Genomic DNA, 12234 nt, shown 5'->3' with positions numbered 1-12234 from the left:
GTTGTCATAAAACAGAGTCAAAGGGGGTGGCAATCGGTGGTTGTGTCGTCAGGCAATTACGATTGCCTGACGAGATTTAGAAAAACGGAGACTCAGAACTTAACCCAGTCGCCATTATCATGGTTGCTGGCTTTTTTAATGGGTAGCGCCGCCAGATTATTACTGCGTGCCAGAACCCGTTTTTCGCTCTGAATGGCGGTCTCTTTAGCAACCCGGAAAATTGAAACCACTTTTTCGAGCTGCACCGCCTGATCTTCCAGCGAGCTGGCAGCGGCAGAAGACTCTTCAACCAGCGCGGCATTTTGCTGCGTGGTGGTGTCCATTTCTGCCATGGCCTGAGCAATTTGCGAAATACCCCGGTTCTGTTCATCGGTTGCCGCGGCAATCTCGCCCATAATGTCGCGTACCTGGGCTACCGACGTCTCGATTTTGGACATGGCTTCACCCGCACTTTCGACCAGCGTGAAGCCACTGTCGACGTACACCACGGATTCCTGAATCAAGTTTTCAATCTCTTTTGCCGATTGCGCACTGCGCTGGGCGAGGTTACGAACTTCGGCGGCGACCACCGCAAAGCCTTTACCCTGATCGCCAGCGCGCGCGGCTTCAACCGCCGCATTGAGCGCCAGAATGTTGGTCTGGAAGGCAATGCTGTTGATAACTGTGGTAATTTCAGAAATGCGGTGCGAACTGCTGCGCACGTTCTTCATCGTGTCGATAACCTGCTGCGAGATCTGGCTACCCTGACTGGCATTTTGCGATGCCTCTTCTGAGAGCTGACGGGCATGGCTGGCGTTTTCGGCATTGAGCGCCACGGTGGAGGTTAACTGCTCCATACTGGCGGCTGTTTCCACAACGGCGGCGGACTGCTGTTCAGTACGAGATGATAAGTCCATATTGCCTGCGGCAATTTCCGAGGATGACCGCGCCACACTCTCCACGCCATTACGCACGTCATAAATGATGTTTTTCAAATTCTCATTCATGGTGGCAACCGCCTGCATTAGCAGGCCTGGCTCATCGCGACGATTGCTGGTCAGGGTACTGGTCAGATCGCCTTTCGCAATTTGCTCCGCCACATGCAGGGTTTCATTGAGTGGGTGGGTAATGGTGCGGGTTATCCAGAACGCTAAAACAATACCGGCCAGGATACCAATCAGCGCTACCGTACTCATTTGCCATTGCACATTGCTGACGACAGTGGCGACAATTTGCTGCTGGAGATCAAACAGATCCTGAATGGCGTTAGTCAAAATCACTGCCCGGTCAGTCAGTTGAGATGACAGGGTGGACTGTTCCGTCCACACATTGCGATAGTGCTCCAGTTCCGCAGCAATATTCTGGAAATAAGGCATATCATCGGCAAGCCAGCTTTTCTGGTCATCCGGCAATTGCAGAAGAAGCTGTTCCGTCGCTGTTTTACAGGCGGCCAGGCGAAGAACAATCTCCTTTTGCAACTGTTCCGTCGGGTGGCTTTTATAGACCGTGACCTGTGAGTCAATATCACTCATGAGGAAAGCCACTTGCTCTGCCAGCAGTGCCTGGCTTTGAGTGAGTGAACTGTTTTTACTGGTTTTATCAGCCTGTGCGGAATCGTCATTGAGTTCCTGCGTATCCAGTTTTTTCTCACTCAGCCTTTTCGTGTTCAGCGCTTTGGTGAAAAGATTTAGCGTTTCGACATAGTCGTTAACCGCACTTGCCGTTTTGTCCAGGGCGCTTTTACCCTCAACAGACCAGGTGAATTTGTTAAGCTGGTTGAGAGTGTCCTGCATACGACGTGCGGAGGTGTTTGTTTGATCTAAATATTTTTGATCAAGCGTATACTGAAAATTAGTTCGACCAAGCCTTACACTTGCAAGTGAATTAAAAAGGTCGGTTGTAAGCTCATTTTTGGTGACTTTATCCTGAATATTGTTTAAGCCAAACATACCGGAGGTCAGAACCGCGATTGTAACAAACAATACGATCGAGAAACCTAACAGTAATTTCCTGCCAACTTTCAGGTTTAAAAAAAGTTGTATCAGATTCATTTATTCTTCCAGTCTCGGCATTACCGTCATTGGACGGTTTCATAGCATCAGTATTAAAGGGGGGGCAGATTACGTCCCGTTATCGGATTGCAATAGAAAAAAAAGCCCTTTGCACGGGGGTGCGCAGGGCAAATCCCTGGCTGACATCACTCTCGCAGGGTATCTGGCTTCTCCTCTTTTTTAATAGAGTGAGCCGGGAGTTCACTCACTCGATAATAAATAGGTGTAACATCCTCATAATTTACGGTATAGCCCCGGCCTTTCTTATTAATAATAAAGTCACGAGGCAGGCCGATTAGAGTAAGCTTTTTACTTAAGTTATTTAAAACCTGCCATAGTCGTTGTGAGGAAGGGCTTAAGTTACTCACTTCCCAAATGTTATGAAATAATTCTTCTTTACTGATGTTGTTATGTCGACCATATTTCAATAAATAAAGAAAAAGATTCATCATCGTATCGTTAAAAACGACAGAGGCAAATATCAAATTGTTATCAGATTGGCTGGTTGGTAACCTGTACAAGCGACGACTATTAATGTCGAAATGTATTTCTTTACCAATCATAAATCCATATAAGCGATAGCCCATTCTGTCATGCTCGCATTAAAATAGATCGGCCTGATGCCGCGACACAGAGTGCTTCTCGATAAACCATACATTTATAGGGTGATTATATGGCTGATACCGGGGCTTTCCAATCTCCGAGCCGCTGCGCTATTTCGGGGTGGATGCTACTCCGCGCCTCAATCATTTAATCTTATCTAAATCGAACCTTTAGTTTTTTGTCCTGAAAAGTGGCTTCATCGTTCCTCTTTTTGCTGTTAAAGATTCTTTTTTTAGTCATCAAGATTTATAACTATATTTTCGTTAGAAGCTAGTTATTCATGCTGATGTGAGCTTCTTGTTTCCGCCTCTGAGCCTGACATCGCCCTGTCTGGCGGAGAACATACTTTTGGCACAATCAGTGTGCCGGATGTCAGCTACTTTAGGGAATGTGGAAAAAAAGTGGAGTGACGTTATATGATTTATACTGAATGGAAAGCGATCCGCAGGCAGGAATACGTAGGTTTAGTGTTTGAGAAAATGATAATAACATGCTGAAAATTAACAATAAAAATATGAATCAGATTTTTGTGCACACGGTTGTTTCAAGGGGAGTCAGTGTGCGTATATCTCTGATGATAACGCTATGAAGACTGCATGGTTGATTAACGATGTGGTCCTGTTTGAACCCGATGAGCGACGTCTTTGCGCGATACAAAACTACCCTGCCCAATGCATTATCCTCCACGGCCCGGTAAACGAATGCTTGTTGCAGCTTCTTTTACATAACGGAGAGGTGCTTTCGCAGCGTTTTTTATTTGATGCGGTATGGGGAAAGCAGGGGCGGTTGTCACAACTAACGCTTTATATCAGGCCATTGCGTCAGTCAGAAAAGCGTTGAAGTCTGCAGGACTCGCCGATGATGTGATTAAAACAATTCCCAAGGCAGGGTTTAAATCTGTCGCGCAAATTTGCGCGGGGGAAGCGGCCGATTTTCTGCCACAGAGGACGGTTATCTCTGAGCCTGCTGTTGCCGGGGATATACCCATTACGAATGACAATATAATCATCAACAAGCAAGACTCAAGATGGGGCGCGCTATTACATTCACCTGTCGCCTTTTTTATGGCAGGCCTGCTTTTTTGCCTCTCATGTGCAGTGCTCTATGGCTCACTTAATAATGATAAAGCCGTGTTTGCGGAATACCAGCAGGTTGGAAAAATTGGCAACTGTGAGGTTTTTTCTTCCTGGTACGATGTGGAGCACAGTCGCAGCCAGTTTAACGCGTTATCGGCGCGTTATCCCATCACCTGTAAGCCAGGGGACAGTGCCTATATGACAGTCAATCGCCTGCAGCAGGGAATATCAATCTTCATATGTGATAAAACACCTGATAGTGCTAATGCACATTGCAGGACCCTTTTTTATCGGCAGAAATATCATGAAAACCAATAAACTTTTTCTGCTCTGGGGAGCTATCTTAATCGCCATTGCGACGCCGCTACTTTGCGCCGGGTATCTCAGCTATCAGCGTAACCATTTTACCTGTGATGCACATGCCATTATTGTCGATGAGGATGCCATAATGGATATCATTACCAATTATTCATTCGATGGCGGTAGTGGCAGTTATGAATCATCGGGGAAATATATAAAAGGGACTCAGCCGGCGCTGTCTACCAGTAATAACGTCTCTTTTAATTATTGGTATGAGAATGGGAAAATGATTATGGTGTCGAACGATACCAATGAACTGCCAAAACGGACGGAACCTTTGCTGGACCAGATGCCCGATTTTTACCATCTTCGCGATCGTGGTATCAGTATCGATATCGTGCGAGCGAATGCGGCAAGTTACTATTTTGTCTATGGTCATACGCCAGTATTTTACTGTACAAAAAGCCGGAATGATTGATGTCAGGCAAGCGGCAAAGCGCGTCTGGACCAGACGGTCAAAAAATTTCATCAATGACATTGCGGGTAATGAGATTGCTGTCTAATTTTATTCTTGGTTTGGTTCTTCTGACACCTTGCAGAGAGCCGTGGTTTACTTTTTTACAGGAATGAATATGCAGAGCACGACAACTGAGGAACAACTAAACGCCTTTTTTGGTCGCGATCCTCATGCTTTCGAGGCGGAAGAACAGCTTATCGCAGAAATCACGCAGAGCCTCCGTGCTCACAAGGCTGATGTAAGCAATAAAGACCTTATCTTTGCGCTCATTCAACTGCTTGAAATTGAAAAAGATGTCGTCAAACTGGATATCTATCGCAACGCGCTTGAAATGGTTGTTCAGAAAACCCCCGACGACGTTTAATTCAAATTTTCTGTTTCCCTGCCTGAAAACATGCTGCCTTCGCGATGAAATCGAAGGCAGCCATCAATCGTACTTGTCTCCGTCACGCCAGGATAATGCCGGGTAGCCATTACAGCGGCTTTTTGCGCCGCTGTATCAGATAGTGTCGGGTGGCTTCCAGAACGCTTCTCTGGCGGGAACATGTTGCCATGACTTCCTGCGCGCGAAGCACCATGACGAGGTTATCTGCCTTTATGGGCAGGCGCGAATTCATAAGATAAGTGGCGGCCAGGCCAATCGCCTCATGGATTTCCTCTGGTTGAACTTGCTCATTTTCGTTCAATTACTCTCCCGTTGTTGAGATGATGAACGTCTTCTAAAGCCGTGAGGCCAGATCAAATTCACAATGAGCATTATGTCGGAACATGCTGACGCAAGTCTGATTAGAAGGGGACAGGTGGAATCGCAAACCTGTTAACCATACAGGTTAAACAGGGCGTGTATGCTTAGTGTTTGATTGCTTTGCTGATACTTAACAGAGTGTCGTCACGGAGTCGACTTTTGCGCTGGGTCGTTTGCAAAGACCAGGCGCTTTTTTTGCTGTGCTCGGGCTGCGTACGGAAATGGTGCACACCACTGATTGCGCTTCGCCAGGCTTCCTGCCTTTCACTGTCGGTTTCACTACTTAGGTTTTCCTGCAATTGCACAATTAAGGCATCGAAAGAAATATCATCCGCTGATTCCAGAAGCGTAAGAATCGCTTCTCCCATGACAGTATCTACAAGTTTGTCCTTATCATTTTTACTCATTTCGCCTCTCAAAATTTACGACACTGTTTTACACAAGCCCTAAACATTATGCACACTCAGGCCAAACCTGCCTCTTTTTGTTGATCTTATTTAAAAGATGGCCGCGCTTTCACTTCTGACCTTTGGTAAAGATCAGCGCCATTAAGGCGTTAAGTTGCGCTTCGGTTGCCGCGTCCGTCTCAGTCGCTATGCGGGCAGCAATTTTAAGGCAGATGGTGCGTTTGCTGATGGTTTGCTTAGCGCGCAACATCTCTATCACAAGCGCGCCCAACCTCTCTTCACACGAGCGCATCTGTGTTAAAGGGCACTTAATGGCACCATCATCGCTGTCACGGGTACCCTTCACGACGGCCTCATTCAGTCAGGATCTATAGCCAAAGATTTGGCGAACGCCATGCAGCAGGCAAGTTGATCCATAAGTGTAATCGAAACGCTAAAAAATGCAAAAATCCAGGGGTGATTTATTGAATGATAAGAGGGGAATTACCCGGTGCGGTGATGGCGAGGAGAGGAAGATGTGAAATGTGGGGTAACCGCCTGCCCAACTATGCGCAGGCGGCAAACAGGTTAATGCTGTTTCTTCTGCAGCGCTTCCCAGAGGCCGACAAGATAGGTCACACCCAGAGCACGGTCATATAAGCCGTAGCCCGGACGACCGGTTTCCCCCCAGATAAAGCGGCCATGATCCGGGCGGATATAACCCTCGAAGCCATTGTCATGCAGTGCCTGCATCACCTTGTACATGTCCAGCGAACCGTACGGAGAGGGATGTGCGCACTCATAGAAATCTTTGTCTTTGATGAGCTTAATATTGCGCACATGCGCAAAATGAATGCGTTTACGGCGTGTGAACTCCGCCAGGATGTCGTAGACATTATTTTCCGGGTCTTCACCGATGGAACCTGTGCACAGCGTAATGCCATTAGCCGGGGAGTCGACGGCGTTACAGATCCAGTCAAGGTCGTCGCGGTTTTTTACCACGCGCGGCAGACCGAAGATCGAATACGGCGGATCGTCCGGGTGAATAGCCATTTTCACGCCAACCTCTTCACACACCGGAATGACGCGCTCAAGGAAGTAGACCAGATTGGTGCGCAGCGTCTTATCGTCCACGTCTTTGTATTTCGCGAACAGTTCCTGCACGCCGGCCAGACGTTCAGGTTCCCAGCCGGGCAGGGCGAAACCGTTAGAATTATCCAGCACCTCGCGCACCACTTGCTCAAGACTCTTGTCGATACCCTTTTTCTCAAAGGCCATGGTCAGCGAGCCATCCGGCAGGACGTAATTCATCTCGGTCTTCATCCAGTCGAATACCGGCATGAAGTTATAACAGATCACCTTCACGCCAAAACGGGCGAGGTTACGGATGGTCTGCTGGTAATTTTCGATGTACCGATCGCGGCTGGGCAGGCCAATCTTAATGTCGTCATGGATGTTAACGCTCTCGATAACTTCCATCTTGAGGCCTGCCTGATGGGCGAGACCAACCAGGTGTTTAATTTTATCGACAGGCCAGACGTCACCGACAGCGACGTCGTAAAGTGCGCCGACCACACCTTCAACCCCTGGCACCTGGCGGATATGTTCAAGCGGAATTTTATCCTCGTCTGGCCCAAACCAGCGCATTGTCATTTGCATCACAGTTGTCCTTTTATTGAGTCATGTTTCTTTTACTACCATACTAGTATCTTTCAATGGCGAGTAAAAGGGGCAGATGCGCAAAATGACGAGGTAAATGTAGAGAACCCCTGGCCCGAGGTCAGCCAGGGTAGGGGTTACTTCACGTTGAATGTCAGATAGCCCATGATGCCATCGCTTGGGCCATCTTTGGGGTGATGCACGCCATCCATGACGGGAATGACCGGAAAATCGAAAGGGGAAACGCCTTCAATGCAGGCGACATTTACGCCAAATTGCTCCGGGTTGGAGCGGCGCTGGTGAAAGGTATAAATCCCACAGACGGAGCAAAAATAGTGAGCCGCTGCCTGGGTATTAAACCGGTACTCGGTGAGTTTCTCTTTGCCCCGCGTCACTTCGAGCCCGGATAACTGGGCAGAGACAGCTATCGCACCGCGCATCCGACAAAACGAGCAGTTACAGCGGCGTAGGGTATTAAACCCATCAGTGAGTTCAACGGTAAAAGCGACGGCACCGCAGTGGCACTGCGCGTGAAGCTTTTCTGACATAACAATCTCCATGGTGACAAAAGAGGATGTGATGAGTGTAGCCGTCTGGCGTCTAACGCGGTTGCGTTGTCAGGGGAAAAACGGGGCAGGAGGCCTTAACTTTGCTTTTTCTTCTTGTATTCAGCAATGGCCTGATTAATGTTATTGGTTTCGATAGAGTCGACCTTTTCGTTATCAGAGAAGACATCATAACGGCCTTCATTGTAGCGAAAAAGAACAGTGACGCCCTGAAAGCGAACTCTTTTTTCCTTTACCGTAATGCCACGACTGCGCATGGCAATTTTTGCGATGGTATCTATTTTTTTACCGTTCATGATGTGTCAGCGTGCCTTTTATTATTAATTATAGTGTCCCTGCTGGCATCAGGGATAGAATGATATTAATTTTATAAATCCTGAAAAGAAAGGACGATACCAAAAAATGGAAGCTGAAAAAAGTTGATAAATTTCAGGCGGGTTAAGGTTTTCTTAATCTTTGGATGTTCTCGTAATTTAAAACGATATGTTTATTAAAATATTTAAAATTCGGCAGTATTAAATAGCGAACTCGAATGTTGAGAATTATTTCGATTCTCATTCCGATATCTGTGCGTTTAAACTCCAGCCAGCTTGCAAACGCTTCGTTTATACACACCTTTTATAAGGAATAAATATGAGAAATCGCTTTTCTGCCATGTGTTCGATAGCTTTGGTCATCTCTTCTGTTTTCGCGGGTTCATCTGCTTTTGCGGCCGACAACGACGACGGCATTGTCATTTATAATGCCCAGCATGAAAATCTGGTTCAGTCATGGGTTGATGGTTTCACGAAAGAGACCGGGATTAAAGTGACCCTGCGTAATGGCGGCGATACCGAGCTGGGTAATCAGCTTGTCCAGGAAGGGAGTGTTTCGCCTGCCGATGTTTTCCTGACTGAAAACTCTCCGGCCATGACCCTGGTCGACAACGCAAACCTGTTCGCTCCGCTGGATGCCGATACTCTAAAACAGGTGCCTGCCGCTTATCGTCCGGCGCATGGCCGCTGGATTGGGATTGCCGCACGTAGCACCGTGTTCGTTTATAACCCGAGCAAAATCAGCCCGGCCCAGGTGCCGACATCTCTCATGGATTTAGCGAAGCCGGAATGGAAAGGGCGCTGGGCGGCCTCTCCGTCGGGTGCCGATTTCCAGGCGATTGTCAGCGCTATGCTGGCGTTAAAAGGCGAACCGGCGACTCTCGACTGGCTGAAAGCGATGAAAACCAACTTTGTTGCTTATAAAGGTAACAGCACTGTCTTAAAAGCGGTGAATGCCGGGCAGATTGATAGTGGCGTTATTTACCATTACTACTATTTTGTCGATCAGGCAAAAACCGGTGAGAACAGCAAAAACACGCAACTTCACTATTTCAAACATCAGGATCCGGGTGCCTTTGTCAGTATTTCCGGTGGCGGTGTGTTAGCGTCCAGCAAACATAAAGCGCAGGCCCAGGCCTTTATTAAATGGATCACCGGTAAAACCGGGCAGGATATTCTGCGCACCAACAACGCGTTTGAATATGCGGTGGGCGTGAACGCTGCCTCTAACGAAAAACTGGTACCGCTGAATAAACTTGAAGCGCCGAAAGTTGAACCGTCTACGCTCAACAGTAAAAAAGTCACCGAGCTGATGACCCAGGCGGGTATTCTTTAAAATAATAACAGTGAGCGCCTTATGTCTGGTTTGAGCATTCCGTTGGCTGGAAAACAGCAACGCCAAACGCATCAGCATCGCCCCGCGCGAATGTTGGTGATATTAGCCATGCTGGTTTCCCTGTTGGCGTTACTGCCCGTTGGGTTTGTGATTGCGACAGGTATTGATACGGGATGGGAGAGCGTTAAGGCGCTCGTTTTTCGCCCGCGTGTCGCGGAATTACTGGCGAACACGCTGCTGCTGATACTTTTTTCACTCCCTATTTGCGTTTGTCTTGGCGTAGCGCTGGCCTGGCTAACGGAGAGAACCGCACTGCGGGGGCGTCGCGTCTGGTCGTTGTTGGTGGTTGCGCCGCTGGCGATCCCTGCTTTTGTGCAAAGCTACGCGTGGGTGAGCGTTATCCCTTCATTACATGGGCTGGCGGCCGCCGTGTTTATCTCCGTGCTGGCTTATTACCCGTTTATTTATATGCCGGTTGCCGCCGTTCTGCGGCGACTGGACCCTAACCTTGAAGACGTTGCCGCATCTTTAGGCATTGCTCCGTGGCAGGTTTTCTTTCGTGTGGTATTGCCGCAACTGAAACTGGCTATCTGGGGCGGCGCACTGCTGGTGGGCCTGCACCTGCTGGCAGAGTATGGCCTGTACGTGATGATCCGCTTCGATACCTTCACTACCGCTATTTACGATCAGTTCCAGTCTACCTTTAGCGGCCCGGCGGCCAATATGCTGGCAGGGGTGCTCGCGCTGTGCTGCCTGGGGCTTCTGTTGCTGGAAGGGGCAACCCGCGGCAAAGCTCGCTATGCCCGCGTGGGGGGAGGCTCCGCCCGCCGTCAGAATATCCATGCACCCGCAATGGCAGGTCATCTGCTGGGACAACTCCTGCTGGCTTGCGTGGTCGTGCTGGCGTTGGGAACGCCCATCGCGGTGCTGGGGCGCTGGCTGTGGGCGGGAGGCCTGGCGGTCTGGCAGAACGGTGATTTGTGGTTATCCCTGCATCAAACAGTGGTCCTGGCGTCGGCCGGGGCACTCATTACCACTGGCTTTGCTATTCCGTGCGCGTGGCTGGCGGTTCGCCATCCGCGTCGCCTGTTCCGGCTGCTGGAAAGCATGAACTATGTGGCCAGTTCCCTGCCGGGGATCGTGACGGCGCTGGCGCTGGTGACGGTCACCATTCATTACGCGCGGCCCATTTATCAGACCGAAGTGACACTCTTTCTGGCGTATATGCTGATGTTTATCCCCCGGGCGCTGATCAACTTACGCGCGGGTATCGCTCAGGCGCCTGTCGAACTTGAACATGTCGCGCAGAGTCTCGGGGTATCGCCAGGATGGGCGCTATGTCGCGTGACAATGCGTCTGGCGGCGCCCGGTGCGGCGGCTGCGGCGGCACTGGTCTTTCTGGGGGTGAGCAATGAGCTGACGGCGACATTACTGCTCTCTCCGCTGGGAACACGCACGCTTGCCACCGGTTTCTGGGCGCTGACCAGCGAGATTGATTACGTTGCTGCGGCCCCGTATGCCCTGTGCATGATCCTGATTTCTCTTCCCCTGACGGGCCTGCTTTACAAGCAATCACAAAAATTATCGGGTCGTTAAGATGTTCGAGCTTATTAATGTGTCGAAAAAATTTGGCCACACTCAGGTGCTGGATAACATCACGCTTTCATTGTCACCCGGCAGCCGCACCGCGATAGTGGGGCCGTCAGGCTCCGGTAAAACCACCCTGTTACGCCTGATTGCCGGGTTTGAGATGCCCGATAGCGGCCAGATAACGATGCGCGGTACGCCGCTGTTTAGCCCGACAGTATCGGTTCCGGCGCATCAGCGAAAAATTGGTTTTGTTCCACAAGAAGGGGCGCTTTTTCCGCACCTTACGGTTGAAGAAAACATTGGCTGGGGGATCCGCGCCTCGCGCCAGGAACGGCGTAAGCAGGTTGAGGCCCTGATGGATCGGGTATCTCTGGACAGGCAACTGGCGCGTCACTGGCCGCATGAAATCTCTGGTGGTCAGCAGCAGCGCGTGGCACTGGCGCGTGCGCTGGCGCAGCAACCGGCGCTGATGTTGCTGGATGAACCATTCTCGGCGCTGGATACCGGACTGCGCGCCACAACCCGTAAAGCGACCGCCGATCTCCTCTCTGAGGCGGGCGTTGCTGCCGTGCTGGTCACTCACGACCAGAACGAAGCGCTCTCTTTTGCCGAGCAGATTGCCGTCATTCGCCACGGGCGGTTTGCCCAGGTGGGGACGCCGCAGGCAGTCTATTCGCAGCCGGTCGATGAAGAGACGGCGCTCTTCTTAGGGGATGCGTTAATCCTGACGGGGGAGGTCGCCAACGGCAAAGCCAGATGTCTGGTTGGGGATGTGCCGGTGGATGACAACCTGGCACAGGGGGTGCGGCGCATCATGCTGCGCCCGGAGCAACTGATGATTACCCCGGCGTCAGCGGGTGAAACTGCGTTGCAGGCGACGGTGCTGGATATTGATTTTGGCGGTTATCTTTCGACGCTGACGCTGGGGTTTACGGATCGTGCGCAAACGCTCACCATCAATACCGTCACCCCACAATTATTATTGCCAGGTACTCCGGTTGCGCTCAACATTACAGGCCATGCGCGGGTATTTGCGGCATAAAAATAGCCCGCCGATTTGCGGCATAATCTCTTTTATCCGCAGGAGTCTATATTGATGGTAATAATGAATG

15 protein-coding genes are annotated in these 12234 nt (G+C 50.0%); 7 read left to right on the top strand and 8 right to left on the bottom strand.

Features of this window, described 5'->3' with window-relative positions:
- Window positions 1-92: 92 nt before the first annotated feature.
- Window positions 93-1772: a methyl-accepting chemotaxis protein gene (locus ACS0RQ_RS20645; protein WP_271850237.1), complete on the bottom strand. Its 1680-nt coding sequence runs from the start codon at window positions 1770-1772 to the stop codon at window positions 93-95.
- Window positions 1773-2176: 404 nt separating this feature from the next.
- Complete coding sequence (locus ACS0RQ_RS20640; protein ID WP_271850236.1) at window positions 2177-2593, bottom strand: winged helix-turn-helix domain-containing protein; 417 nt, start codon at window positions 2591-2593, stop codon at window positions 2177-2179.
- A gap of 625 nt (window positions 2594-3218) precedes the next feature.
- On the opposite strand from ACS0RQ_RS20640, the gene ACS0RQ_RS20635 reads away from it, so the two are divergent.
- The 4 genes from ACS0RQ_RS20635 to ACS0RQ_RS20620 all read left to right on the top strand — a co-directional run bounded on the left by ACS0RQ_RS20635 (window position 3219) and on the right by ACS0RQ_RS20620 (window position 4890).
- Window positions 3219-3473, top strand: coding sequence for a winged helix-turn-helix domain-containing protein (locus tag ACS0RQ_RS20635; protein WP_271850235.1), 255 nt, complete (start codon window positions 3219-3221; stop codon window positions 3471-3473).
- 23 nt (window positions 3474-3496) lie between these two features.
- Window positions 3497-4027, top strand: coding sequence for a hypothetical protein (locus ACS0RQ_RS20630; protein WP_271850234.1), 531 nt, complete (start codon window positions 3497-3499; stop codon window positions 4025-4027).
- Window positions 4014-4487 (top strand): YqeJ family protein, encoded by a 474-nt coding sequence (locus ACS0RQ_RS20625; protein ID WP_041852308.1) that lies wholly within the window; start codon window positions 4014-4016, stop codon window positions 4485-4487. Before ACS0RQ_RS20630 ends, ACS0RQ_RS20625 begins: the two co-directional genes overlap by 14 nt.
- 154 nt (window positions 4488-4641) lie before the next feature.
- Entirely contained in the window at window positions 4642-4890 is a 249-nt protein-coding gene (locus ACS0RQ_RS20620; RefSeq protein WP_041852307.1) for a biofilm development regulator YmgB/AriR family protein, read from the top strand.
- A gap of 109 nt (window positions 4891-4999) precedes the next feature.
- Here ACS0RQ_RS20620 and ACS0RQ_RS20615 read toward each other — a convergent pair whose 3' ends face one another.
- The 6 genes from ACS0RQ_RS20615 to ACS0RQ_RS20590 form a co-directional block, all read right to left on the bottom strand.
- Complete coding sequence (locus tag ACS0RQ_RS20615) at window positions 5000-5212, bottom strand: hypothetical protein (protein ID WP_041852306.1); 213 nt, start codon at window positions 5210-5212, stop codon at window positions 5000-5002.
- 163 nt (window positions 5213-5375) lie between these two features.
- Complete coding sequence (locus tag ACS0RQ_RS20610; RefSeq protein ID WP_041852305.1) at window positions 5376-5678, bottom strand: hypothetical protein; 303 nt, start codon at window positions 5676-5678, stop codon at window positions 5376-5378.
- A gap of 109 nt (window positions 5679-5787) precedes the next feature.
- Window positions 5788-6024: a biofilm development regulator YmgB/AriR family protein gene (locus ACS0RQ_RS20605; RefSeq protein WP_271850233.1), complete on the bottom strand. Its 237-nt coding sequence runs from the start codon at window positions 6022-6024 to the stop codon at window positions 5788-5790.
- A 221-nt stretch (window positions 6025-6245) separates the two neighbouring features.
- A complete protein-coding gene (uxuA, locus tag ACS0RQ_RS20600; protein ID WP_193795380.1) occupies window positions 6246-7316 on the bottom strand; it encodes a mannonate dehydratase in 1071 nt (356 codons plus the stop codon).
- A gap of 137 nt (window positions 7317-7453) precedes the next feature.
- Window positions 7454-7864: a GFA family protein gene (locus ACS0RQ_RS20595; RefSeq protein ID WP_271850232.1), complete on the bottom strand. Its 411-nt coding sequence runs from the start codon at window positions 7862-7864 to the stop codon at window positions 7454-7456.
- Between the two features lie 95 nt (window positions 7865-7959).
- Window positions 7960-8178 carry a hypothetical protein gene (locus tag ACS0RQ_RS20590; protein WP_041852301.1) on the bottom strand — a complete coding sequence of 73 codons (219 nt, stop codon included), beginning with the start codon at window positions 8176-8178 and terminating at the stop codon, window positions 7960-7962.
- 337 nt (window positions 8179-8515) lie between these two features.
- Between ACS0RQ_RS20590 and ACS0RQ_RS20585 the strand changes: the two genes are divergently transcribed.
- Genes ACS0RQ_RS20585 through ACS0RQ_RS20575 form a run of 3 tightly spaced genes read left to right on the top strand, consistent with a single transcriptional unit; the run spans window position 8516 to window position 12164 of the window.
- Entirely contained in the window at window positions 8516-9532 is a 1017-nt protein-coding gene (locus ACS0RQ_RS20585; protein ID WP_041852300.1) for an iron ABC transporter substrate-binding protein, read from the top strand.
- A 21-nt stretch (window positions 9533-9553) separates the two neighbouring features.
- Window positions 9554-11128, top strand: a complete 1575-nt coding sequence (locus tag ACS0RQ_RS20580; protein ID WP_041852299.1) for an ABC transporter permease — start codon at window positions 9554-9556, stop codon at window positions 11126-11128.
- Between the two features lies 1 nt (window position 11129).
- Window positions 11130-12164: an ABC transporter ATP-binding protein gene (locus ACS0RQ_RS20575; RefSeq protein WP_271850231.1), complete on the top strand. Its 1035-nt coding sequence runs from the start codon at window positions 11130-11132 to the stop codon at window positions 12162-12164.
- The last annotated feature ends 70 nt before the right edge of the window (window positions 12165-12234 follow it).

The sequence above is a fragment of the Phytobacter diazotrophicus genome (assembly GCF_052061655.1).
In the GTDB taxonomy this organism is placed as follows: domain Bacteria; phylum Pseudomonadota; class Gammaproteobacteria; order Enterobacterales; family Enterobacteriaceae; genus Phytobacter; species Phytobacter diazotrophicus.
This window is presented reverse-complemented; position numbering and strand designations above follow the sequence as displayed.